This is a genomic window from Pseudomonas fluorescens (genome assembly GCF_005938625.1).
Lineage (GTDB): Bacteria > Pseudomonadota > Gammaproteobacteria > Pseudomonadales > Pseudomonadaceae > Aquipseudomonas > Aquipseudomonas fluorescens_BD.
Genome location: NZ_VCNJ01000024.1, coordinates 36,671 through 58,341 on the forward strand (window position 1 = coordinate 36,671; position 21,671 = coordinate 58,341).

The window sequence follows — 21,671 nt, forward strand, 5'->3', positions numbered from 1 at the left end:
CTTTAATCCTGATAACTCAGGGGTAAACGCCAGCTAACATCAGCCCTACCAACACCCACACCGCAACGCCTGGCACGATGATCAGCAAGTTCCAGGCGTTGAGGCGATTGTTACTCAGGCCCTGAGGATCGTTCGCAGCCAAATTGATCAGTTGTTGACCTTCGCTCGCGATATAAACTCTTATCGGCAACATGATCAAGGCGACAAGACCAAGAAAACTCAACTCAGGAATCTGCTTGGGAAGCTTTTCGAATATGTGCGCGACGACGGTCAATACCACAAAGACTGTCGCCCACTGCTCAAGATCCCAATCGGACTTACCGCCCCTGTCGTGGATTCGCTTTTTGGCTTGCCGATAAAGCTGATGCACGAAAAACAAATAAAAAAACGCGCGTGCCCACGGCCATAACTCTTGTCGAGTACTTCGCTTGTACAGGCTCCAGTTCTTGTAGATCCAGAAGTAAAAATACAGACCAAAACTGAGGATCGACAGCAGCATGAACTTCCACCGTGCGACAACATAAAACTCTGGAGTTTGTTCATCCGCAACCCACAGTTGCGCCTCAGGCGACGCATAAGCATTCTCGGACACAGCCGTTTTCCTGGAAAAGAGTTCAAGCCAAGGCTAACGACCGCACAGGCAAAAGGTTTAGGCAGACTGAAAGCAGCTGTCATCAATCCATCATCAACTCGACACAATGACGACACGGCCTCAGCCGACACTGAGGTCATGACGACAGCTCTACACATCACCCTGATCAGCGAAACCTTCCCACCGGAAATCAACGGAGTGGCCAATACTCTTGGACGCTTGTGCGATGGATTGCGCGCGCGTGGGCATCAGGTTGAACTGGTGCGCCCGCGTCAGCCTGGTGATCCGCAACGCAGTGAAGATGAGTCGCTGCTGCTGTGCCGGGGCTGGCCGTTGCCGGGGTATCCGGGGCTGCAATGGGGTCAGTCGTCGATGCACAAACTGCTGCGGCGCTGGAAGCGCCAGCGTCCCGACGTCTTGTACATCGCCACGGAAGGTCCGCTCGGGCTGTCGGCGCTGCGGGCGGCGCGGCGCCTGGGGATTTCAGTGGTCAGCGGGTTTCACACCAACTTTCAGCAATACACCAGTCAGTACGGCCTCGGTCTGCTGACGCGGATGCTCACGCATTACCTGCGCTGGTTCCACAATCGTTCGGCCATGACGTTGGTGCCGAGCGTCAGCCAGCGCCTGGAACTGGAGCGGCGGCATTTCGAGCGGTTGGCGCTGTTGTCGCGAGGCGTGGATAGCCAGTTGTTTCATCCAAGCAAACGGCTGAATGCCTTGCGTGAGCAGTGGGGTCTGACCGAGCTGGACATTGCCGTGATTCATGTCGGACGACTCGCGCCGGAGAAGAACCTCGGGCTGCTCAAACGCTGCTTCGAAAAATTGCGTGACACTTATCCACAGCGCAATTTGAAACTGATCGTCGTCGGCGACGGGCCGCAACGGCTGGCGCTGGAAAAGGATTTGCCCGGGGCGGTTTTCTGCGGTGTGCAGCGCGGTGAAGCGTTGGCGGCGCACTATGCGTCTGGAGATTTGTTTCTATTTCCGAGTCTGACCGAAACCTTCGGCAATGTTGTGCTTGAAGCATTGGCGTCAGGCCTTGGTGTGGTGGCATACGATCAGGCAGCGGCGGCGCAGCATATTCGCCACGGCTACAACGGCGTGCTGGCAATGCCCGGCGATGAGCAAGCGTTTTGCGAGGCGGCGGCGTGGTTGCTGGAAGAGGATGAGACGTTGCGTTGCGTGCGCTTGAATGCGCGGCAGCATGCGAGTCGTCAGGGCTGGCCGGCGGTTATCGAGCAGTTTGAAAAGCATTTGCGCGGGGCTTGTGTGGGGGAGCAGGTGGTGCCGAATGCGCAGACATTGCCTTGAATCCAGGCGACTTGGAGACCGCTATCGCGAGCAGGCTCACTCCTACAGGTGGAATGCATTCCAATTGTAGGAGTGAGCCTGCTCGCGATGGCGTCAGTACAGCCGCCGCTTAAACTAGCGTCATCAACGCCTCACGGCTGAACGGCAAGATATCCTGCTCGCGCCCTTCACGAACCTTCAGCGCCCAATCCGGATCGACCAGCAGCGCACGCCCTACCGCCACCAGATCGAACTCTTCCTTGTTCAGACGCTCCAGCAGGTTTTCCAGACTGGCCGGTTGCGCGACCTTGTCGGTGTTGACCATGAACTGCAGGAACTCGCCATCCAGACCGACGCTGCCAACGGTGATGGTCGGCTTGCCGGTGAGTTTGCGCGTCCAGCCGGCGAGGTTCAGCTCGGAGCCGTCAAACTCAGGCTCCCAGAAACGCCGCGTCGAGCAGTGGAAAATATCCACACCGGCGTCAGACAACGGCTTGAGGAATTCGCCCAGTGCTTCCGGAGTTTGCACCAGACGCGCGGTGTAATCCTGCTGCTTCCATTGGGAGAATCTGAAGATGATCGGGAAACCCTCGCCGACCGCTGCACGCACGGCTTGAATCAGTTCGATGGCGAAACGCGAACGGTTGGCCAGGCTGCCGCCGTATTCGTCAGTGCGCTGGTTGCTGCCTTCCCAGAAGAACTGGTCGATCAGGTAACCGTGGGCACCGTGGATTTCCACGCCGTCCATGCCGATGCTTTGTGCATCTTTGGCCGCTTGGGCGAAGGCTGCGACCACGTCCTGAATGTCTTGTTTGGTCATGCCGTGCACCACGACCTGACCGTCCTTGAGTTTTTCCGACGGGCCGTAACCCGGAACGCTGGCATCCGGCTCGGTGCCGATGCGGCGCACGCTGCCCACGTGCCACAGCTGCGGAACAATCTTGCCGCCTTCAGTGTGAACGGCGTCGACGACTTTCTTCCAGCCGGCCAACGGCGCTTCACCGAAGAATTGCGGCACGTTCGGGTAACCGTTGGAGGCAATGTGGCCGACGGTGGTGCCTTCAGTAATGATCAGGCCAACACCGGCCGCCGCGCGACGGCGGTAGTACTCGATGACTTTCGAATTAGGCACGCCACCCGGTGAAAACGAGCGGGTCATTGGTGCCATGACCACGCGGGTCGGCAGTTCGAGGGCACCGAGATGGAACGGTTTGAACAAGGCTTGAACGGGCATCGAAGGGCTCCACAGAGAAGGCTTTATGACGGCGATAATATGGAGACGCAAAGCCTTTGAACAGCACTATTGATTTGGGTGATTTAGGATTAAAAGACGCAAAGCAAAAGATCGCAGCCTTCGGCAGCTCCTACATGGGGTTTTGAGGTCACCTGTAGGAGCTGCCGAAGGCTGCGATCTTTTGATCTTGCTGTTTCAGCTCAGCGCTTTTTCAATCGCATGCACAATGGTCGGATCATCCGGCGCCGTACGCGGCGAGAACCGCGCCAGCACCCGGCCGTCCTTGCCGAGCAAAAACTTTTCGAAATTCCAGGTGATGTCACCGGGAAACTCAGCACCCTCACCCGCCAGCAGGCGGTAGAGTTGATGCCGTTCGTGGCCGTTGACTTCGAGCTTGCTCGACAACGGAAACGTTACGCCATAGTTAAGGCTGCAGAACTCCTGAATTTCCTTTTCAGAACCGGGTTCCTGACCGGCAAACTGGTTGCACGGCAGGCCCAGCACACTGAAGCCTTTGCCTTTGAATTGCTGATGGAGGTTTTCCAGCGCCGCGTACTGAGGCGTCAAGCCGCACTTGGAGGCGACGTTGACCACCAGCACGACTTGGCCCTTGAACGGCGCCAGCGGTAGCTCCTGACCATCCAGGGCTGTCAACTTAAGGTCGTGAAAAGCACTCATGACGAACTCCAGGATTCCGATGTTCTACTCGAAACAGCCACTTGGCGAGGCCACCAAGGACAGCCGCGGACTAAAAAGGCGCCCGCAGGCGCCTCTCCAGTACTCGAAGCTTAGCGCAGAAAATCAGTGGTGATGGCCACCTTCGCCATGGACGTGACCATGAGCGATTTCTTCCTGGCTGGCGTCACGGATGTCAACGATCTTCACTTTGAAGTTCAGGCGCTGACCGGCCAGTGGGTGGTTGCCGTCGACAGTCACGTCGTCGCCGTCGAGGTCACGGATGGTGACGATTTGCATCTGGCCGTCCGGCGCCGAAGCGTGGAACTGCATGCCGACTTCCAGCTCGTCAACGCCTTCGAACATGCTGCGGCTCAGGGTGCTGACCAGCTCGGCGGCGTATTCGCCGTAAGCGTCTTCCGGCTCAACGGAAACTTCCAGCTCGTCACCAACAGCTTTGCCTTCCAGAGCTTTTTCCAGGCCCGGAATGATGTTGCCTGCGCCTTGCAGGTAGACCAGCGGAGCGCCGCCGGCGGAGCTGTCGATGACCTCACCAGCGTCGTTGGTCAGGGTATAGTCGATGGAGACAGCCTTATTGGCGGCGATCAGCATGGGGCGAGACCTTTTGCATAAGAATATAGAAAGGCCAAGTTTAGCGAAGCAATCGCGCGAAAGCGAACACAACCCGGACAAACGGGTTTCGACGATTGCTGGCTTCCATCAGGACGAAGAAGGTCATTGGGTCGTCGAGCTATCCTGTGGCCACACCCAGCACCTGCGTCACCAGCCGCCGTGGCAATCGCGGGCGTGGGTGCTGGATCCGGCGCAACGTATTGAAAAAATAGGCCAACCCTTTGCCTGCGGTTGGTGCGCTCAAGGCTCGGTTAGCGCTAACCTTGGCGACTGAATTTCGGTAGTCAGCCAGATATAGACTGACGCCATTGCCATGCACCCTTAGAGAATTCGCATGCAAACTTTTTTTATCGCACCCACCGATTTTGGCGTGGGTCTGACCTCCATCAGCCTCGGGCTGGTGCGCACGCTTGAGCGTGCCGGGCTGAAAGTCGGTTTCTTCAAACCGATTGCACAGCCGCATCCGGGTGACACCGGCCCTGAGCGTTCCACCGAACTGGTCGCGCGCACCCACGGTCTGAAACCGCCGCAGCCACTGGGTCTGGCGCATGTCGAGCGAATGCTCGGCGACGGTCAGCTCGATGAATTGCTCGAAGAAATCATCACCCTCTACCAGCAAGCGGCAATCGGCAAAGACGTGCTGGTCGTCGAAGGCATGGTGCCGACCCGCAGCGCCAGTTACGCCGCGCGGGTCAATTTGCATTTGGCCAAGAGCCTCGATGCCGAAGTAATTCTGGTCTCGGCGCCGGAAAATGAAGTGCTCGCCGAGCTCTCCGGCCGTGTCGAATTGCAGGCGCAATTGTTCGGCGGGCCGAAAGACCCGAAAGTCCTCGGCGTCATTCTCAACAAGGTCAAAACCGACGAGAGCATGGACGCCTTCGCCGCGCGTCTGAAGGAGCATTCGCCGCTGCTGCGCAGCGGTGATTTCCGCCTGCTCGGCTGCATTCCCTATCAGCCGGAACTCAACGCGCCACGCACCCGCGACGTCGCCGATCTGATGGGCGCGCAAGTGCTCAACGCCGGTGACTACGAAACCCGACGGATGACCAAAATCATCATTTGCGCACGGACCATGCGCAACACCGTCGAGCTGCTCAAGCCCGGCGTGCTGGTGGTGACCCCGGGCGATCGCGACGACATCATCCTCGCCGTCAGCCTCGCGGCGATCAACGGTGTGCCGCTGGCCGGCCTGTTGCTGACCAGCGACACCCTGCCCGACCCGCGCATCATGGATCTGTGTCGTGGCGCGTTGCAGGCCGGTTTGCCGGTGCTGTCGGTGAGCACCGGTTCCTACGACACCGCCAACCTGCTCAACGGTTTGAACAAGGAAATCCCGATCGATGACCGCGAGCGTGCGGAGATCATCACCGACTTCGTTGCCAGCCATCTCGACGCGAAATGGCTGCACCAACGCTGCGGCACGCCACGGGAAATGCGTCTGTCGCCGGCGGTGTTCCGCTATCAATTGATTCAGCGTGCGCAAGCGGCGAACAAACGCATCGTCCTGCCCGAAGGTAGCGAGCCGTTCACTGTGCAAGCAGCGGCGATCTGTCAGGAGCGCGGGATTGCCCGTTGCGTGTTGCTGGCGAAACCGGAAGACGTCGAAGCCGTCGCTCGCGCTCAAGGCATCGTGTTGCCGCCGGGACTGGAGATTCTCGATCCGGATCTGATCCGCGAGCGCTACGTCGAGCCGATGGTCGCCCTGCGCAAGACCAAAAGCCTCAATGCACCGATGGCCGAGCAGCAGCTGGAAGACACCGTGGTGATCGGCACCATGATGCTCGCACTGGATGAAGTCGACGGCCTCGTTTCCGGCGTGATCAACACCACGGCCAACACCATCCGCCCGGCCTTGCAGTTGATCAAGACCGCACCGGGCTGCACGCTGGTGTCGTCGGTGTTCTTCATGTTGTTCCCGGAAGAAGTGCTGGTCTACGGCGACTGCGTGATGAACCCGCACCCGAGCGCCACCGAACTGGCCGAGATTGCCCTGCAAAGTGCCGACTCGGCGGCCGCGTTCGGCATCACTCCGCGCGTGGCAATGATCAGTTACTCCAGCGGCGAATCCGCCACTGGCGAAGAGGTTGAGAAAGTCCGCGAAGCCACCCTGCTCGCCCACGAACAACAGCACTCGCTGCTGATCGACGGCCCGCTGCAATACGACGCCGCGGCCAACGCTGAAGTCGCCCGGCAACTGGCGCCGAACAGTCAGGTGGCCGGTCGCGCCACCGTGTTCGTGTTCCCGGATCTGAACACCGGCAACACCACCCACAAAGCGGTGCAGCGCAGCGCCGATTGCGTCAGCCTCGGGCCGATGCTGCAAGGCCTGCGCAAACCGGTGAATGACTTGCCGCGCGGCGCGCAAGTCGATGACATCGTCTACACCATCGCCCTCACCGCGATTCAAGCCGCCAACCGACCTATGGATGTATAAATGCTGGATTTTCTACCTGCACCCGTGCGCGGCGTGATCGCCTCGCTGCTGTTGGCACTCAACACGATTCTGCTCTGCTCATTTCTGTTTTGCGTGGCGCTGGTCAAGGCGCTGCCGTTTGCCTTGACCCAACGCATCGCCGGTTGGCTGATGAGCCACACCCATGAAGCGTGGATCAGCAATAACAAGGGCTGGATGAATCTGGTGCGCCGCACTCGCTGGCACATCAGCGGCTTGCAAGGCCTCGACTATCAGCACTCGTACCTGATCACCAGCAACCACCAGAGCTGGGTGGATATTCTGGTGCTGCAATACGTGCTCAACCGTCGTATTCAGCCGCTGAAATTCTTCCTCAAGCAGGAGCTGATCTGGGTGCCGGTGATTGGTCTGGCGTGGTGGGCGTTGGGCTTTCCGTTCATGAAGCGCTACTCCAAGGCGTACCTCGCCAAGCACCCGGAGAAGAAAGGCAAAGACCTGGAAACCACGCGCAAGACCTGCGCGAAATTCCGCAATAATCCGGTAGGGATTTTCAACTTCGTCGAGGGCACGCGGTTCACTGAAGGCAAGCATGCGCAGCAGCAATCGCCGTTCAAATATCTGCTCAAGCCGAAGGCTGGCGGGATCGCATTTGTACTGGATGCAATGGGCGAACAACTGGAGTCGATCGTTAACGTGACGATTCACTACCCGGCCGGGCGTCCGGGGTTCTGGGATTTGCTCTGCGGCAATGTGCGCGATGTAGTGGTGCACTTTGAAGAGCTGAAGATTCCGCAGCAGTTCATTGGCAAGAACTACGATCAGGACGGTGAGTATCGCCTGCAGTTTCAGGGCTGGATCAACCAGCTGTGGCTGGACAAGGATGCGCTGCTGGAACAGATGCACCGCGAATACCCTTCCGTATGATCGTTCCCACGCTCCGCGTGGGAATGCCTCACTGGACGCTCTGCGTCCGCTTTAGAGGGGACGCGGAGCGTCCCGGGCTGCGTTCCCACGCAGAGCGTGGGAACGATCACGAAAAGATCGCAGCCTTCGGCAGCTCCTGCATTGGATCGGCGTACATCCTGTAGGAGCTGCCGAAGGCTGCGATCTTTTGACATTCTCAAAGCGACAAAAAAGCCCGCCGATGATTGCTCATCGGCGGGCTTTTTATTTGTCGCTAACGCTTAGATCGCGCCACGCTTGCGCAGCAGATCCAGCACTTGCTTGACGCTGTCTTCCACACTCAGCGTCTGCGTGTCGATCACCAGATCGGCATTCAGCGGCACGTCGTACGGGAAGGATTCGCCCGGGATGTTGTCGCCAGCGGCGGCATACAGACCTTGCGGATCACGCTCGGCGCACACGGCCGGCGAGGCCTGCACGTAGACCGTCAGCAGACGATCCTTGCCGATCAGGTCCTTGGCCTGCTCGCGGCCTTCAGCACTCGGTGCGACGAACGCAGCCAGGGTCAGCAGACCGGCTTCGTTGAACTGACGAGCAACGTGCGCAGCACGACGCCAGTTCTCGGTACGCCCGGCGCGATCCTGTGGCAGACCTTTGTTGAGGTCGTGACGCAGGTTCTGACCATCCAGCACAAACACCGCACGGCCCATGTCGAACAGCTTGCGTTCAACCGCATAAGCCAGCGTGCTCTTGCCCGCGCCCGACAGGCCGCTGAACAGAACGGTAGCCGGTTGCTGACCGAAGCGTTGAGCGCGTTCTTCAGTGGCTACGTGGGCCAGTTTGCCGTGGTGCGTGGCAGTGCCATGCGACACAGGCTGGGCGACGATCATGCCGGCGCCGACCGTGCCGTTGGTCAAACGGTCGATGATGATAAACGCGCCGGTGGTGCGGTTGCTTTCGTAACCGTCGAGGGCGATCGGCGCGTCGAGCGCGATCTTCACCTTGCCGATTTCGTTGAGCTGCAACGCGCTCGCCGGGCCTTCTTCCAACGTGTTCACGTCGACCTTGTTGACGATGCTGGCAATCGAGCCCGGCACGTAACTGGTGGCGCGTTTGATGTCGTATTTCTTGCCCGGCAGCATCGGCTCTTCAGCCATCCACACCAGCATCGCTTCGAAGCTGTCGGTGACCGGCGGCACGTTGTCGGCATGCACCAACAGGTCGCCACGGGAGATGTCGATTTCGTCTTCCATGGTCAGCGTGACAGCCTGGCCTGGACCGGCGTGTTCCAGCTCACCTTCGAAAGTGACGATGGATTTCACACGGCTGCTCTTGCCCGACGGCAGCACCACCACCTCGTCGCCTTTCTTGACGATGCCGCTAGCCAGCGTGCCGGCGAAACCACGGAAGTTCAGGTTCGGACGGTTGACGTACTGCACCGGGAAACGCAGATCGGTGAAGTTGCGGTCGCCCGCCACTTCCACGGTCTCGAGAATTTCCATCAGCGACTGGCCTTTGTACCAAGGCGAGCGCTCGGACTTATTGACCACGTTGTCGCCCTTGAGAGCAGACATCGGCACGAAGTGCATGCTGGTCGGCTTCATCTTCAAGCCTTCGGCGAACTTCAGGTAGTCGGCCTTGATCGACTCGAACACGCCTTCATCGAAACCCTTCAAGTCCATTTTGTTGATGGCGACGACGATGTGTTTGATCCCCAGCAACGAGGCGATAAAGCTGTGACGACGGGTCTGGGTCTGCACGCCGTAACGCGCGTCGACCAGAATGATCGCCAGATCACAGGTGGACGCACCAGTGGCCATGTTGCGGGTGTACTGCTCATGGCCAGGTGTATCGGCGATGATGAATTTGCGTTTCGCGGTGGAGAAATAACGGTAAGCGACATCAATGGTGATGCCCTGCTCACGCTCGGCCTGCAGGCCGTCGACCAGCAACGCCAGGTCGATGTCGTCACCGGTGGTGCCGACTTTCTTCGAGTCGCGGGTAATGGCTTCGAGGTGATCTTCGTAGATCATTTTCGAATCGTGCAGCAGGCGCCCGATCAGGGTGCTCTTGCCGTCATCGACGTTACCGCAAGTCAAAAAGCGCAGCAGCTCTTTACGTTCGTGCTGGCCCAGGTAGGCGAGGATGTCCTCGCTGATCAAATCAGATACGTGGCTCATTGCATTCAAGCTCCGAGCTGTAAGCTTCAAGCGGCAAGCTTGTCGGCGTACAGCTAGTCAGAAATTTTGTTGATCAACCCGCCCAGCATTCTAGAAAGCTCACGGGTTTCCATAATCCAATTTTCAGCCAGCGGTTCTGCGATGTAAGCGATATCTCGGCCTATCAGGATCTGGGTCCGCAACTCTCCGCAAGAAGCCTTCGCGATCCAAAGAAAGTGCACCTTTTCTTTGCAACTCCGACGCTCCATCCCTTCAGCAATTTGGAAGGCACTGACAGTGCAGAGCGGGTGATCTGATCCTTGAATCCAAAATCCCCGCATCGCGCAAACTCTCTAAAAATCCCCACCGCTAAACATTTGCTTCGCTGCCAAACAACCAGTTTCTCGAAATCCATTACGAGTCATCCGATTCCGGCTCGCAGCAACCGGCCGCAAGCGCCAAACTGTAAAGTTACGCATACCGCCTTTAACTTGCAGCTTGCCGCTTGTAACTCGAAGCTTAAAAGTACCCCTGACGTTTTTTGTCTTCCATCGAGCCTGCACCATCGTGATCGATGACTCGGCCCTGGCGCTCGGAAGTTCGCGTCAGGAGCATTTCTTGAATGATGTCCGTGAGGCTTTCGGCCTCGGACTCCACGGCGCCCGTCAACGGGTAGCAGCCAAGGGTGCGGAAACGCACTTTCTTTTTGACGATGCGCGCTTTGTCTTCGTCGGACAGGTGCTCGAGGATGCGTTCGTCGTCGATCATGATCAGCGTGCCGTTCTTCTCGATCACTTCGCGTTCGGCGGCGAAATACAGCGGCACAATCGGGATGCCTTCGAGGTAGATGTACTGCCAGATGTCCAGTTCGGTCCAGTTCGACAACGGGAATACGCGGATGGATTCGCCCTTGTTGACCTTGCCGTTGTAGACGTTCCACAGCTCTGGGCGCTGGTTTTTCGGGTCCCAGCGGTGCTTGCTGTCGCGGAACGAGTACACGCGCTCTTTGGCGCGGGATTTCTCTTCATCGCGACGGGCGCCGCCGAATGCTGCGTCGAAACCATGTTTGTCGAGTGCCTGTTTCAGGCCTTCGGTTTTCATGATGTCGGTGTGCTTGGCGCTGCCGTGGGTGAACGGGTTGATGTTCTGCGCCACGCCATCGGGGTTGATGTGGGTGATCAGGTCCAGGCCGAGTTCTTCGACCATCTTGTCGCGGAACTTGTACATCTCCTGGAATTTCCAGCGGGTGTCGACGTGCATCACCGGAAACGGCAGTTTGCCCGGGAAGAACGCCTTTCGTGCCAGGTGCAGCATCACGGCGGAGTCTTTACCGATGGAGTACAGCATCACCGGGTTATCGAACTCGGCGGCCACCTCGCGGATGATGTGGATGCTTTCCGCCTCCAGCTGTTTCAGATGCGTCAGTTTGTCGACCATGGCTACTCACGAAAACTTTCTTATGAACGGCCAGCGGGCCGTGTTCGAGCGGGAAATCCTAGCACAGCGGCCTCTTCTAATCAGGACGCCAACTAGATCGAAAGGGTATATGAATATGCCTGCCAGTTCGGCCGATGGGGACCAATGTGGGAGCGAACTTGCTCGCGAAAGCGGTGTGCCATTCAACAATGATGGCGACTGATACGGCCTCTTCGCGAGCAAGCTCGCTCCCACAGGGATTTGCGGTGGTTTTCAGATCGGGTTGGGGCAATCGATGAAAATGTGTTCGACGGCGAAGCGTTTTGCCAGGTAGTCGCCCAAGGCCTGCACGCCATAACGTTCAGTGGCGTGGTGGCCGGCGGCGATGAAGCTGATGTCGTTCTCGCGGGCGCTGTGGAAGGTCTGCTCGGACGCTTCACCGCTCAGGTACAGATCGACACCCGCCGCGACGGCCTGATCGATATAACCCTGTCCGCCGCCGGTGCACCAGCCAACCCGACGAATCATCGGATTACCTTCAATCAGCAACGGTTCGCGGCCCATGACTTCTTGCACCTTGCGGGCGAAATCGCGTGCGGTCATCGGCTCGTTCAAGGAACCGACCAGACCGACGATTTTCAGATTGTCCGGATCCAGCGGGCCTTCGACGGTGATGTCCAATTGGCGAGCAAGCTGCACGTTATTACCGACATCCGGGTGCAGATCCAGCGGCAAGTGATAGGCGAGCAGACTGATGTCGTGCTTGAGCAAGGTCTTCAGCCGGCGCTGCTTCATGCCGGTGACGCACGGATTCTCGCCCTTCCAGAAGTAACCGTGATGCACCAGCACCAGATCGGCCTCGGCCTCAACGGCGGCATCCAGCAACGCCTGACTGGCCGTGACGCCACTGACGATACGCATCACCTGAGGACGGCCCTCAACCTGCAATCCATTCGGGCAATAATCGGCAATTTTCGCACTGGCGAGGTAACGGTCGGCTTCTTCGACGAGGGTGCTGAGGGCAACGGCCATGAAAGACTCCTAAATATCCCGTTCAGAGGCACGCGCGGCCTCGTATAATGCGCGACATTATGGGCGGTCTGACCCCGCCTGCAACTCTTCCAGGACGTGCTTAATGTTCAAGGCGCTGCGTTTTATGGGCTGGCCGTTGTTGGCCGGCGTGCTTATCGCTCTGTTGATTATTCAGCGTTACCCGCAGTGGGTCGGGCTGCCGAGCCTCGACGTCAACCTGCAACAGGCGCCGCAGACCACCAGCGTGCAGCAGGGGCCGGTGTCCTATGCGGACGCGGTGACAATCGCCGCGCCTTCAGTGGTCAATCTGTACACCACCAAAGTCATCAACAAACCGGCGCATCCGCTGTTTGAAGATCCGCAGTTCCGCCGCTTCTTCGGTGATAACTCGCCGAAGCAGAAACGCATGGAATCGAGCCTCGGTTCCGGCGTGATCATGAGCCCTGAAGGCTACATTCTGACCAACAACCACGTGACCAGCGGCGCCGATCAGATTGTCGTGGCCCTGAAGGACGGTCGTGAAACCCTCGCCCGGGTGATCGGCAGCGATCCGGAAACTGACCTCGCGGTATTGAAAATCGATTTGAAAACCCTGCCGTCCATCACCGTCGGCCGCTCCGACAACATTCGTATCGGCGACGTCGCACTGGCCATCGGCAACCCGTTCGGCGTTGGCCAGACCGTGACCATGGGCATCATCAGCGCCACCGGGCGTAATCAGTTGGGCCTGAACAACTACGAAGACTTCATCCAGACCGACGCGGCGATCAACCCGGGCAACTCCGGCGGTGCGCTGGTCGATGCCAACGGCAACCTCACCGGCATCAACACAGCGATCTTCTCCAAGTCCGGCGGCTCGCAAGGCATCGGCTTTGCGATCCCGGTGAAACTGGCGATGGAGGTGATGAAATCGATCATCGAGCACGGTCAGGTAATTCGTGGCTGGCTGGGCATTGAAGTACAACCGCTGACCCAGGAACTGGCCGAGTCGTTCGGTCTGTCCGGGCGTCCGGGGATTGTCGTCGCGGGGATCTTCCGCGATGGCCCGGCGCAGAAGGCCGGCCTGCAACTGGGCGATGTGATTCTGAGCATCGATGGCGAGCCGGCCGGTGATGGCCGTCGTTCGATGAACCAGGTCGCGCGGATCAAACCGACTGACAAGGTGACGATTCAGGTGATGCGCAACGGCAAAGAGCTGAAGCTCACCGCTGAAATCGGCCTGCGTCCGCCACCGGCGCCGGTGAAAGAAAAAGAAGAATAAAATTTTGTTCGCGCCAAGTGCGCGAATAAAAGACATTCTCAACAGTCATGTTATATTGTTTCAATTCTAAGAATTGGAACAACATAACATGTCGTCTCGAACAAAGGCCTCCCTGCTCGGCCTGAGCCTCGGTTTACTGGTTGATCCGGTCTTCGCCGAAGAACCACAACCCCTCGAACTCGACGCCATCAGCGTCATCTCCGACTACGAATCGCCGACCGGCCCGGTCAAGGGCTATCGCGCCACACGTTCGTCCAGCGCAACCAAAACCGACACCGCAATACGCGATATCCCGCAGGCGATCAGCGTAGTACCCGCCAACGTGCTCAAGGATCTGGGCAGCACCAGTGTCGAGCGCGCGCTGGATTTCGCCGGTGGCGTATCGAAGCAAAACAACTTTGGCGGCCTGACGCTGTACGAATACAGCGTGCGCGGCTTCACCACCTCGGAGTTTTACAAGGACGGTTTCAGCGCCAATCGCGGTTATCCGAGCACACCCGACGCGGCCAACATCGAGCGCATCGAAGTGCTCAAGGGCCCTGCCGCCAGTCTGTACGGCCGCGGCGACCCGGGTGGCACAGTGAACATCGTCACCAAGAAACCGCAGCCTGAAGGGTTCACCACCCTGCAAACCAGCGCCGGCAGTTGGGACCGTTATCGCACCGCACTGGACGTTAACACGCCGCTGGATGATCAGGGCAATGTGCTCTCGCGAATCAACCTCGCCGTTGAGGACAACCACAGCTTTCGCGATCACGTCGACAGCCAGCGCGTATTCGTCGCGCCCTCGATCAGTTGGCAATTGAACCCGGACACGTCGCTGTTGGTGGAAAGCGAAATCGTCCGTCACAGCTCGACCTTCGATCGTGGCATCGTCGCACCGAACAACAAATGGAGCGGCGTGTCGCGCTCGACCTTCCTCGGCGAACCCAACGACGGCAACATCGACAACCACAACAACCTGCTGCAGGCCACGCTGGAACATCATCTCAACGACAGCTGGAAACTGCGCCTGGCCAGTCATTACAAGGAAGGCAAACTCTGGGGCTACGCCTCGGAAAACCGTCCGCTGAGCGCCGACAACCGTACTGACAGCCGCCGCTATCGCGAGCGCGACACCAACTGGCACGACAGCATCACCCAGCTTGAGCTGCGCGGGCTGTTCGACCTCGGCCCGTGGCAACACGAATTGCTGATCGGCACCGAGTACGAAAACTTCCGCAAGAACGAGCGCGTCACCACGATTGCCGGCGGCCCGTACGCCATCGACATCTATAAGCCGATCTACGGTCAGCCGAAACCCAACGGCGCCCGCTCGGGCAGCGACTTTTTCGAACACGTCGAAAGTCATGCACTGAACCTGCAGGATCAGATCGTCATCACCGACAAACTGCGCGGGATGATCGGTGCGCGTTTCGAGCACTTCGATCAGCACATCGACGACCACAGCCGCAACGCCAAGAGCAGTCAGCGCCATGACGCCCTCACCCAACGCGCCGGCCTGCTCTACCAACTGACACCGAACACCGGGCTGTTCACCAACGCCTCGACCTCGTTCAAACCGAACAATGGCCTCGACGCGTCCGGCAAATCCTTCGACCCGGAAGAAGGCGTCGGCTACGAACTCGGGATCAAAAACGAGCTGTTCGACGAGCGCCTGAGCAGCACCCTCGCCTTCTTCCACATCGACAAGGAAAACGTCCTCGCCCTCGACCCGGCCAGCGACACCAGCCGGGCGATGGGCAAGGCGCGCAGTCGCGGTTTCGATCTGCAAATCACCGGACAAGTGACTGACGCAGTGCGGGTGATCGGCGCCTTTGCTTACATCGACGCAGAAGTGACCAAGGGTGACGCGGCAATTCCCACCGGCAGTCGCATCCTCGGCGTGGCCAAACGCAGCGGCAGCCTGCTTGGCGTTTATGAGTTTCAGGATGGCCATCTGCGCGGCTCGGATGTCGGCGCGGCGTTCACTTATGTCGGAGATCGATCAGGAGAATCCGGCAGCGACTTCGAATTGCCGGCCTACCAGACCGTCGACCTGCTGGCTCATTACAAAGCCAGCGACAACGTCACCGTCGGCCTGAACCTGAACAATCTCTTCGACGAAAAGTACTACGAGCGCTCCTACAGCAACTACTGGGTCAACCCCGGCGAGCCGCGCAATTTCACCGTCAGCCTGACACTCAACCTGTAAAAGGACGTCACCATGCAATACGGCAAATCCCTTGTGCTCATCGCCGCGCTGTTCACCGGTCAAGTCTCGGCTCATGGCCTGTGGACCGAGCAACGTCGCGGCAATATCGAAGTGGTCTACGGTCACGGCGCTGAGGACAATGCGTTCAAAGCGCAGAAGATCAGCGGCGCCTGGGCCTACGACGTTGCCGGCAAGATGATTCCGGTCAGCGTCGAGCGTCTGGCGGATCACGCGCGTTTGAAACCGCTGAAGTCGCCTGCGGTGATGGCCGTGGCGCTGAACAATGGCATGTGGTCGCAAACGGCTGACAAGAAGTGGGTCAACGAAGGACGCAGCAAGGTGCCGGGCGCTGTCGAGGCGACCGAGACGTTCAAATACAGTTTGGCGATTTATCAGCCGGGGGCGAAGTTACCGAAGCTTGATCAAATCAAATTGTTGATTCTGCCGGAGGTTGATCCGCTGACGGTTGGGCCGGGCAAGTCATTGCCGGTGCGAGTGTTGCTCGATGGCAAACCGGCGGCCGGGGTGAAGTTGGTTGGCGACTATCGCAGCGCGCCTGACACGTTGAGCACCGAGACTGACAAGGATGGTCGGGCGCAGGTGTTGGTGAGGAATGAAGGGTTGAATGTGATTGCGGCGCAGGTTGAGGTGCCGGTCAAGGACAGTGCTGATGTGAACAGTCGCGGCTTGTTCAGCTCACTGACCTTCCTTGGCGAACCGCATCACGAATAAGTGGTGTACTCGAGATATTTGTTGAATCCGAAAATTACCCCCTCACCCCAACCCTTTCCCCCAAGGGGGCGAGGGGGAAAGGGAGCAAATCTGTTTGCTCTTCAACACTGGAGTTCGACTCGATATCTCAAGTCGGTGTATCTCTAAAGTGCGCCTCGGTCAGTCCCCTCTCCCTTTGGGAGAGGGTTAGGCGGGCGGCGTTCCGATGAGGGGCTCTTGCCTTTAGAGATCGCCAAGCCCATCGATCAGCGCCTGATTCTGCTCCGGCGTACCAATCGAAATCCGCAGGAACTGCGCAATCCGCTCCTGCTTGAAGTGCCTGACAATCACGCCCTGCTCACGCAGCTTGGCCGCCAACCCCGCCGCATCATGCTGCGGATGCCGGGCGAAGATGAAGTTCGCCGCCGACGGCAACACTTCAAACCCCTTGGTCTGCAATTGCGCAATCACCCACTCACGGCTCTCGATCACCAGTCGGCAGGTCTTGTCGAAATGCTCTCGATCCTCGAACGCCGCCGCTGCGCCGACAATCGCCAGACGATCCAGCGGATACGAGTTGAAGCTGTTCTTGATCCGCTCCAGTGCCTCGATCAGGTCCGGATGCCCCACCGCAAAGCCCACACGCAGGCCCGCCAGCGAGCGCGACTTGGACAGGGTTTGCGTCACCAGCAGGTTCGGATAACGGTCCACCAGACTAATCGCGGTTTCACCGCCGAAGTCGATATAAGCCTCGTCCACCACCACCACCGAATCCGCGCTGGCCTTGAGGATCTGCTCGACCGCATCCAGTGCCAACAGGCAACCGGTGGGTGCATTAGGGTTAGGAAAAATGATCCCGCCATTCGGCTTCGCATAGTCCGCCGGGTTGATCTGGAACTGCGCGTCCAGCGGCAGCGCATCAAACTCGATGCCGTACAAACCGCAGTAAACCGGATAGAAGCTGTAGCTGATGTCGGGGAACAACAGCGGCTTATCGTGTTGCAGCAAGCCGTGGAAAATGTGCGCAAGCACTTCGTCCGAACCGTTGCCCAGAAAGACCTGATTGCTTTGCACGCCGTAGTAGTTGGCGACCGCAGTTTTCAGCAGGTCACTGTTCGGGTCCGGGTACAGACGCAGGTTGTCATTCAGTTCGACCTGCATCGCCGCCAAGGCTTTTGGCGATGGGCCGTACGGGTTTTCGTTGGTGTTGAGCTTGACCAGTTTGGTCAGCTTTGGCTGTTCGCCCGGCACGTACGGCACCAGATCCTTGACGAACGGGCTCCAGAATTTGCTCATGTTCAGTTCCCCTTCGATTCGTCTTTGATGCGGTATTCGGCGCTGCGCGCGTGAGCGCTCAGGGATTCGCCACGGGCCAGCACGGATGCAGTTTTACCCAGCTCGGAAGCACCGGCCTCGGAGCAGAAAATGATCGACGAACGCTTCTGGAAGTCGTACACGCCCAGCGGTGAGGAGAACCGCGCAGTGCCGGACGTCGGCAATACGTGGTTCGGACCTGCGCAGTAATCGCCCAGCGCTTCGGAAGTATGACGGCCCATGAAGATCGCGCCTGCGTGGCGGATCTGCGGCAGCCAGGCCTGTGGGTCGGCGACCGACAGCTCCAAGTGTTCCGGGGCGATGCGGTTGGCGACTTCGATGGCTTGCGCCATATCGCGCACGTGAATCAGCGCACCACGGCCATTGATCGACGTTTCGATGATGGTTGCGCGGTCCATGGTCGGCAGCAGTTTGTCGATGCTCGCCGCGACCTTGTCGAGGAACTCGGCGTCCGGGCTGACCAGGATCGCCTGGGCGTCTTCGTCGTGCTCGGCTTGCGAAAACAGGTCCATGGCGATCCAGTCCGGATCGGTCTGGCCGTCGCACACCACGAGAATTTCCGAAGGACCGGCGATCATGTCGATGCCGACCTGACCGAATACGTGACGCTTGGCGGTGGCGACATAGATGTTGCCCGGGCCAACCACTTTGTCGACCTTCGGCACGCTTTCGGTGCCGTAGGCCAACGCAGCGACGGCTTGCGCGCCACCTATCGTGAACACACGGTCAACGCCAGCGATGCACGCGGCCGCCAGCACCAGCTCGTTGATTTCGCCGCGCGGCGTTGGCACGACCATGACCACTTCGGTCACACCCGCCACTTTGGCCGGAATCGCATTCATCAACACCGACGACGGGTACGACGCCTTGCCGCCCGGCACGTACAGACCGGCACGATCCAGCGGCGTAACCTTCTGGCCGAGCACGGTGCCGTCGGCCTCGGTGTAGCTCCAGGAATCCTGCTTCTGTTTTTCGTGGTAGCTACGCACGCGAGCGGCGGCTTTTTCCAGTGCTTCGCGCTGCGCCACGGTGATGCGGGTCAGGGCCAGTTCCAGACGCTCGCGCGGCAGGATCAGGTCGGCCATCGAGGCGACTTCGAGGCCATCGAATTTCTGGGTGAACTCCACCAGCGCCGCGTCACCGCGTTCGCGCACAGCCTTGATGATGTCCAGCACCCGCTGATTGACCGAGTCGTCAGACACACTTTCCCAGCTCAGCAGATGATCCAGATGATGCGCGAAATCCGGGTCAGCAGCGTTGAGTCGGCGAATTGCAGTCGGTGCGGTCATAGCGAGAGCCTCATAGGAATGGCAAAAACTCAGGCGCCCTAACTTAGCAGTCGTTTCCGCTTGGGCACCTGAGATTCTGGCTATGAGGCGGATAGACGGGCGCGACTTAACGTCGCGCAGGTGAATCAGCCGCGGTGTCGCGATTCCACTGCGTTGCGCAGGGTATCGATCAACGCCTGGATTCGGGCGTGTTGCATCTTCATCGAAGCCTTGTTGACCACCAGGCGCGAGCTGATCGTGGCGATCAGTTCCTGAGGTTCCAGGCCGTTGGCGCGCAAGGTGTTACCGGTGTCGACCACGTCGATGATCTTGTCGGCCAGACCGATCAGCGGTGCCAGCTCCATCGAGCCGTACAGCTTGATGATGTCGACCTGACGGCCCTGCTCGGCGTAGTAACGCTTGGCAACGTTGACGAATTTGGTCGCCACGCGCAGACGGCCCTTGGGCTCAGGCGCGCCGATCTTGCCGGCGGTCATCAGCTTGCACTGGGCGATCTGCAGGTCCAGAGGCTCGTACAGGCCCTGACCGGTGTATTCCATCAGCACGTCTTTACCGGCCACGCCGAGGTCAGCCGCGCCATGCTCGACATAGGTCGGCACATCGGTGGCACGCACGATCAGCAGACGAACGTCGTCCTGCGTCGTGGGAATGATCAGCTTGCGGCTCTTGTCCGGATTCTCGGTCGGCACAATGCCCGCTTCGGCGAGAAGCGGCAGGGTGTCGTCAAGGATGCGGCCCTTGGACAGTGCGATGGTCAACATGGGAAACGTCAGTCCTTATCAAGGTACTCATGTCCGGTCGCAATCGGCGCCGGACATACATCGAGCCGGAAACCGGCTCGACTCAAAACGAATTCAGTGGACACGTCCCTGTGTCCCAATGCAGCAATCAGCCCGGAACGCGACGGATCTTGGCGCCCAGCATCTGCAGTTTTTCTTCGATGCACTCATAACCACGGTCGATGTGGTAGATGCGGTCGATCAGCGTGTCGCCTTCGGCAACCAGTGCCGAGATCACCAGACTGGCCGAAGCACGCAGGTCGGTGGCCATCACTGGCGCGCCCTTGAGGACTTCAGTACCGGTAACGATGGCAGTGTTGCCTTCGACCTGGATCTTGGCGCCCATGCGGTGCAGTTCGTACACGTGCATGAAACGGTTTTCGAAGATCGTCTCGATCACCGCACCGGTGCCTTCGGCAATGGCGTTGAGCGAGATGAACTGCGCTTGCATGTCGGTCGGGAATGCAGGGTACGGCGCAGTGCGCACGTTGACTGCTTTCGGACGCTTGCCGTGCATGTTCAGCTCGATCCAGTCTTCACCACAGGTGATTTCTGCGCCGGCTTCACGGAGTTTTTCCAGAACCGCTTCAAGGATGGTCGGATCGGTGTCCTTGACCTTGACGCGACCACCGGTCACGGCAGCGGCAACCAGGTAGGTGCCGGTTTCGATACGGTCAGGCATGACCTTATAGAAAGCCGAACCCAGACGCTCGACGCCATCGATGGTGATGGTGTCGGTACCAGCACCGGACACCTTGGCGCCCATGGCGTTGAGGAAGTTCGCCAGGTCAACCACTTCCGGTTCACGGGCGGCGTTCTGCAACACACTGCGGCCCTTGGCCAGAGCGGCGGCCATCATGATGTTCTCGGTACCGGTCACACTGACGGTATCGAAGAAGAAGTGCGCACCGCGCAGGCCGCCTTCAGGCGCCTTGGCCTTGATGTAGCCGCCTTCGACGTCGATCACCGCGCCCATGGCTTCGAGGCCACGGATGTGCAGGTCAACCGGACGCGAACCGATGGCGCAACCGCCAGGCAGTGCAACTTCGGCTTCACCGAAACGGGCAACCATCGGGCCCAGTACCAGGATCGAGGCACGCATGGTTTTCACCAGTTCGTACGGCGCGATCAGGGTCTTGATGGTACGCGGGTCGATTTCGACGCTGAGTTTCTCGTCGATCACCGGCTCAATGCCCATGCGACCGAACAGCTCGATCATGGTGGTGATGTCGTGCAAGTGCGGCAGGTTGCCAACGGTCACCGGGCCATCGCACAGCAGGGTGGCCGCCAGGATCGGCAGGGCGGAGTTTTTTGCGCCGGAAATGCGGATCTCGCCATCAAGACGAGCGCCACCGGTAATAATCAATTTATCCATAAGAATCTCGACGCCCTTAGGCTCAGGTGCGCTCGGCCCAGGCCGCGCTGCTGAAAAATTTCATAGTGACCGCATGGATGCTGCCATCGGTGATCCATGGGTTCAAATGGGCATAGACCTGCTGCTGACGCTTCACCGGGCTCAACGCCGCCAGTTCATCGCTAATCACGTTCAGCTGGAAATTGCAGCCTTCGCCCTCAACTTCTACCAACGTTCCGGGCAGCTTTCCTTCAAGGAAGCTCTTCACTTCTACGGCCTGCATGCTCAACCTCAATCGGCGCCCTGTGCGCACGGGTCGGACATCATACAAAAAAGCCCCGCGCCTGCGAACCCCGCATGGCAGGACTCTGACGGGGGGCTTCTTTATTGATGCGGGT

At 59.1% G+C, this 21,671-nt stretch carries 19 protein-coding genes and 1 pseudogene; 7 read left to right on the forward strand and 13 right to left on the reverse strand.

Annotated elements, in window-relative coordinates; genetic code table 11:
* Positions 1 to 16 precede the first annotated feature (16 nt).
* Positions 17 to 592 (reverse strand): hypothetical protein, encoded by a 576-nt coding sequence (locus tag FGA82_RS15440; protein WP_141127733.1) that lies wholly within the window; start codon positions 590 to 592, stop codon positions 17 to 19.
* A gap of 138 nt (positions 593 to 730) precedes the next feature.
* On the opposite strand from FGA82_RS15440, the gene FGA82_RS15445 reads away from it, so the two are divergent.
* Positions 731 to 1,906 (forward strand): glycosyltransferase family 4 protein, encoded by a 1,176-nt coding sequence (locus FGA82_RS15445; protein ID WP_141127734.1) that lies wholly within the window; start codon positions 731 to 733, stop codon positions 1,904 to 1,906.
* 109 nt (positions 1,907 to 2,015) lie between these two features.
* Here FGA82_RS15445 and FGA82_RS15450 read toward each other — a convergent pair whose 3' ends face one another.
* The 3 genes from FGA82_RS15450 to FGA82_RS15460 all read right to left on the reverse strand — a co-directional run bounded on the left by FGA82_RS15450 (position 2,016) and on the right by FGA82_RS15460 (position 4,406).
* On the reverse strand, positions 2,016 to 3,119 hold the full coding sequence (locus FGA82_RS15450) for an NADH:flavin oxidoreductase (RefSeq protein ID WP_141127735.1): 1,104 nt from the start codon (positions 3,117 to 3,119) through the stop codon (positions 2,016 to 2,018).
* Positions 3,120 to 3,314: 195 nt separating this feature from the next.
* Positions 3,315 to 3,797 (reverse strand): glutathione peroxidase, encoded by a 483-nt coding sequence (locus FGA82_RS15455; protein ID WP_141127736.1) that lies wholly within the window; start codon positions 3,795 to 3,797, stop codon positions 3,315 to 3,317.
* A gap of 123 nt (positions 3,798 to 3,920) precedes the next feature.
* Positions 3,921 to 4,406 carry an FKBP-type peptidyl-prolyl cis-trans isomerase gene (locus tag FGA82_RS15460; protein WP_007912368.1) on the reverse strand — a complete coding sequence of 162 codons (486 nt, stop codon included), beginning with the start codon at positions 4,404 to 4,406 and terminating at the stop codon, positions 3,921 to 3,923.
* Here FGA82_RS15460 and FGA82_RS15465 point away from each other — a divergent pair.
* The 3 genes from FGA82_RS15465 to FGA82_RS15475 are packed head-to-tail and all read left to right on the forward strand — an operon-like array spanning position 4,375 to position 7,764.
* Positions 4,375 to 4,701: a DUF3565 domain-containing protein gene (locus FGA82_RS15465; protein WP_141127737.1), complete on the forward strand. Its 327-nt coding sequence runs from the start codon at positions 4,375 to 4,377 to the stop codon at positions 4,699 to 4,701. The genes FGA82_RS15460 and FGA82_RS15465 overlap by 32 nt on opposite strands.
* Positions 4,702 to 4,761: 60 nt before the next feature.
* Entirely contained in the window at positions 4,762 to 6,861 is a 2,100-nt protein-coding gene (pta, locus tag FGA82_RS15470; protein ID WP_122595131.1) for a phosphate acetyltransferase, read from the forward strand.
* Positions 6,862 to 7,764 carry an acyltransferase gene (locus FGA82_RS15475; RefSeq protein WP_141127738.1) on the forward strand — a complete coding sequence of 301 codons (903 nt, stop codon included), beginning with the start codon at positions 6,862 to 6,864 and terminating at the stop codon, positions 7,762 to 7,764.
* A gap of 260 nt (positions 7,765 to 8,024) precedes the next feature.
* Here FGA82_RS15475 and cysN read toward each other — a convergent pair whose 3' ends face one another.
* The 4 genes and pseudogenes from cysN to FGA82_RS15500 form a co-directional block, all read right to left on the reverse strand.
* Positions 8,025 to 9,923 carry a sulfate adenylyltransferase subunit CysN gene (gene cysN, locus FGA82_RS15480; RefSeq protein ID WP_141127739.1) on the reverse strand — a complete coding sequence of 633 codons (1,899 nt, stop codon included), beginning with the start codon at positions 9,921 to 9,923 and terminating at the stop codon, positions 8,025 to 8,027.
* 122 nt (positions 9,924 to 10,045) lie between these two features.
* Positions 10,046 to 10,317, reverse strand: a pseudogene (locus FGA82_RS15485) (four helix bundle protein); the annotation flags it as partial.
* A gap of 104 nt (positions 10,318 to 10,421) precedes the next feature.
* Entirely contained in the window at positions 10,422 to 11,339 is a 918-nt protein-coding gene (gene cysD, locus FGA82_RS15490) for a sulfate adenylyltransferase subunit CysD (protein WP_007912374.1), read from the reverse strand.
* Between the two features lie 252 nt (positions 11,340 to 11,591).
* A complete protein-coding gene (locus FGA82_RS15500; RefSeq protein WP_141127740.1) occupies positions 11,592 to 12,350 on the reverse strand; it encodes a Nif3-like dinuclear metal center hexameric protein in 759 nt (252 codons plus the stop codon).
* A 103-nt stretch (positions 12,351 to 12,453) separates the two neighbouring features.
* On the opposite strand from FGA82_RS15500, the gene algW reads away from it, so the two are divergent.
* From algW to FGA82_RS15515, 3 genes are all read left to right on the forward strand, one after another.
* The gene (gene algW / locus FGA82_RS15505; RefSeq protein WP_141127741.1) at positions 12,454 to 13,611 is read left to right on the forward strand and encodes a Do family serine endopeptidase AlgW; all 1,158 of its coding nucleotides are present in this window, start codon (positions 12,454 to 12,456) and stop codon (positions 13,609 to 13,611) included.
* Positions 13,612 to 13,699: 88 nt separating this feature from the next.
* On the forward strand, positions 13,700 to 15,805 hold the full coding sequence (locus FGA82_RS15510) for a TonB-dependent siderophore receptor (RefSeq protein WP_141127742.1): 2,106 nt from the start codon (positions 13,700 to 13,702) through the stop codon (positions 15,803 to 15,805).
* 12 nt (positions 15,806 to 15,817) lie between these two features.
* Positions 15,818 to 16,537, forward strand: coding sequence for a DUF4198 domain-containing protein (locus FGA82_RS15515; protein ID WP_141127743.1), 720 nt, complete (start codon positions 15,818 to 15,820; stop codon positions 16,535 to 16,537).
* Between the two features lie 222 nt (positions 16,538 to 16,759).
* Here the strand turns inward: FGA82_RS15515 and hisC are convergent, their stop codons facing one another.
* The 5 genes from hisC to FGA82_RS15540 all read right to left on the reverse strand — a co-directional run bounded on the left by hisC (position 16,760) and on the right by FGA82_RS15540 (position 21,556).
* On the reverse strand, positions 16,760 to 17,812 hold the full coding sequence (gene hisC / locus FGA82_RS15520) for a histidinol-phosphate transaminase (RefSeq protein ID WP_141127744.1): 1,053 nt from the start codon (positions 17,810 to 17,812) through the stop codon (positions 16,760 to 16,762).
* Positions 17,813 to 17,814: 2 nt separating this feature from the next.
* On the reverse strand, positions 17,815 to 19,140 hold the full coding sequence (gene hisD / locus FGA82_RS15525; RefSeq protein WP_141127745.1) for a histidinol dehydrogenase: 1,326 nt from the start codon (positions 19,138 to 19,140) through the stop codon (positions 17,815 to 17,817).
* A gap of 125 nt (positions 19,141 to 19,265) precedes the next feature.
* Positions 19,266 to 19,901 carry an ATP phosphoribosyltransferase gene (gene hisG, locus FGA82_RS15530; protein ID WP_007912384.1) on the reverse strand — a complete coding sequence of 212 codons (636 nt, stop codon included), beginning with the start codon at positions 19,899 to 19,901 and terminating at the stop codon, positions 19,266 to 19,268.
* 127 nt (positions 19,902 to 20,028) lie between these two features.
* Positions 20,029 to 21,294: a UDP-N-acetylglucosamine 1-carboxyvinyltransferase gene (gene murA, locus FGA82_RS15535; protein ID WP_007912385.1), complete on the reverse strand. Its 1,266-nt coding sequence runs from the start codon at positions 21,292 to 21,294 to the stop codon at positions 20,029 to 20,031.
* 22 nt (positions 21,295 to 21,316) lie between these two features.
* Positions 21,317 to 21,556, reverse strand: a complete 240-nt coding sequence (locus tag FGA82_RS15540; RefSeq protein WP_008085051.1) for a BolA family protein — start codon at positions 21,554 to 21,556, stop codon at positions 21,317 to 21,319.
* Positions 21,557 to 21,671: the final 115 nt, after the last annotated feature.

Bases quoted from the DNA above. Each gene is read 5' to 3' on its own strand.
- FGA82_RS15465 (WP_141127737.1), top strand. From the start codon at position 4,375: ATGGAGACAGCCTTATTGGCGGCGATCAGCATGGGGCGAGACCTTTTG.
- murA (WP_007912385.1), bottom strand. From the start codon at position 21,294: ATGGATAAATTGATTATTACCGGTGGCGCTCGTCTTGATGGCGAGATC.
- FGA82_RS15450 (WP_141127735.1), bottom strand. From the start codon at position 3,119: ATGCCCGTTCAAGCCTTGTTCAAACCGTTCCATCTCGGTGCCCTCGAA.
- algW (WP_141127741.1), top strand. From the start codon at position 12,454: ATGTTCAAGGCGCTGCGTTTTATGGGCTGGCCGTTGTTGGCCGGCGTG.
- pta (WP_122595131.1), top strand. From the start codon at position 4,762: ATGCAAACTTTTTTTATCGCACCCACCGATTTTGGCGTGGGTCTGACC.
- cysD (WP_007912374.1), bottom strand. From the start codon at position 11,339: ATGGTCGACAAACTGACGCATCTGAAACAGCTGGAGGCGGAAAGCATC.
- FGA82_RS15510 (WP_141127742.1), top strand. From the start codon at position 13,700: ATGTCGTCTCGAACAAAGGCCTCCCTGCTCGGCCTGAGCCTCGGTTTA.
- FGA82_RS15540 (WP_008085051.1), bottom strand. From the start codon at position 21,556: ATGCAGGCCGTAGAAGTGAAGAGCTTCCTTGAAGGAAAGCTGCCCGGA.
- FGA82_RS15475 (WP_141127738.1), top strand. From the start codon at position 6,862: ATGCTGGATTTTCTACCTGCACCCGTGCGCGGCGTGATCGCCTCGCTG.
- FGA82_RS15455 (WP_141127736.1), bottom strand. From the start codon at position 3,797: ATGAGTGCTTTTCACGACCTTAAGTTGACAGCCCTGGATGGTCAGGAG.
- FGA82_RS15460 (WP_007912368.1), bottom strand. From the start codon at position 4,406: ATGCTGATCGCCGCCAATAAGGCTGTCTCCATCGACTATACCCTGACC.
- FGA82_RS15445 (WP_141127734.1), top strand. From the start codon at position 731: ATGACGACAGCTCTACACATCACCCTGATCAGCGAAACCTTCCCACCG.
- hisG (WP_007912384.1), bottom strand. From the start codon at position 19,901: ATGTTGACCATCGCACTGTCCAAGGGCCGCATCCTTGACGACACCCTG.
- FGA82_RS15515 (WP_141127743.1), top strand. From the start codon at position 15,818: ATGCAATACGGCAAATCCCTTGTGCTCATCGCCGCGCTGTTCACCGGT.
- hisD (WP_141127745.1), bottom strand. From the start codon at position 19,140: ATGACCGCACCGACTGCAATTCGCCGACTCAACGCTGCTGACCCGGAT.
- FGA82_RS15500 (WP_141127740.1), bottom strand. From the start codon at position 12,350: ATGGCCGTTGCCCTCAGCACCCTCGTCGAAGAAGCCGACCGTTACCTC.
- cysN (WP_141127739.1), bottom strand. From the start codon at position 9,923: ATGAGCCACGTATCTGATTTGATCAGCGAGGACATCCTCGCCTACCTG.
- hisC (WP_141127744.1), bottom strand. From the start codon at position 17,812: ATGAGCAAATTCTGGAGCCCGTTCGTCAAGGATCTGGTGCCGTACGTG.